The organism is Pantoea sp. ANP04 (assembly GCF_041982285.1).
In the GTDB taxonomy this organism is placed as follows: domain Bacteria; phylum Pseudomonadota; class Gammaproteobacteria; order Enterobacterales; family Enterobacteriaceae; genus Pantoea; species Pantoea eucalypti.
Genome location: NZ_JAUTYS010000038.1, coordinates 1 through 876, shown reverse-complemented (window position 1 = coordinate 876; position 876 = coordinate 1). Strand labels below are relative to the sequence as shown.

The 876-nt window shown below is 61.3% G+C and carries 1 protein-coding gene; it reads left to right on the top strand.

Going from position 1 to position 876, the window contains the following annotated elements; all coding sequences use genetic code 11:
• The coding region (locus Q7C21_RS22145; RefSeq protein ID WP_375151106.1) for an immunoglobulin-like domain-containing protein at positions 1-876 on the top strand (876 nt) is incomplete at both ends.

Here is an 876-nt window from a genome sequence, read left to right as displayed (position 1 = left end):
GACACCATCGACACTTCCACCGTCAGCCTGACTGCCACCCCAAGCGTCGCCGAAGGTGGAACGGTGGTTTACACCGCGTCGGTTACGGCTCCGGTGACCGGTTCGCCGGTCGTGGTGACCTTGTCCAACGGTCAAACCATCACCATTCCAGTCGGTGAATCCTCCGGCACCGTGAACTTCACCGCGCCGAACGATGCCCTGGCTGGCGGTAGCTCCTTGAGCACCACCATCACCAAGGCTGACGGCGGTAACTACGAGAAGCTGGAGATCAACGACAAGCCAGCTGAAACCTCGGTTACTGATACGCCAGACACCACCACCCTGAGCCTGAGTGCTACTGACTCGGTAGCAGAAGGCGGGTCCATCGTTTACACCGCTACGCTGACCAACGCTGCAGGGACTCCGGTCACCGTGACCCTGAGCAACGGTGCTGTCATCACTATCGCTGCTGGTGCCACCACCGGCACCGCCACCGTCGCGGCCCCAGCCGATGACGTCTACAAAGACGCTGGCAAGGTTGAGGCCACTATCACCAAGGCCGAAGGTGGCAACTTCGAGAAGCTGGTGCCAAACACCACGCCAGCCGTAACCGATGTGACTGACACCATCGACAACTCCACCGTCACGCTCAAGGCCACGCCTTCGGCTGCCGAAGGCGGCAACGTCACTTATACCGCCACCGTTAGCGCTCCTGTGACCGGTTCGCCCGTCACCGTGAACCTGGCCAACGGTGAGAAGATCACCATCCCGGTCGGCGAGACCACCGGTTCGGTGAGCATCAGCGCGCCGAACGATGTACTGGTCGGCCACACTCCGCTGACCAACTCCATCACCAACGTCAGCGGCGGCAACTACGAAAATCTCGTGGCCGACAAG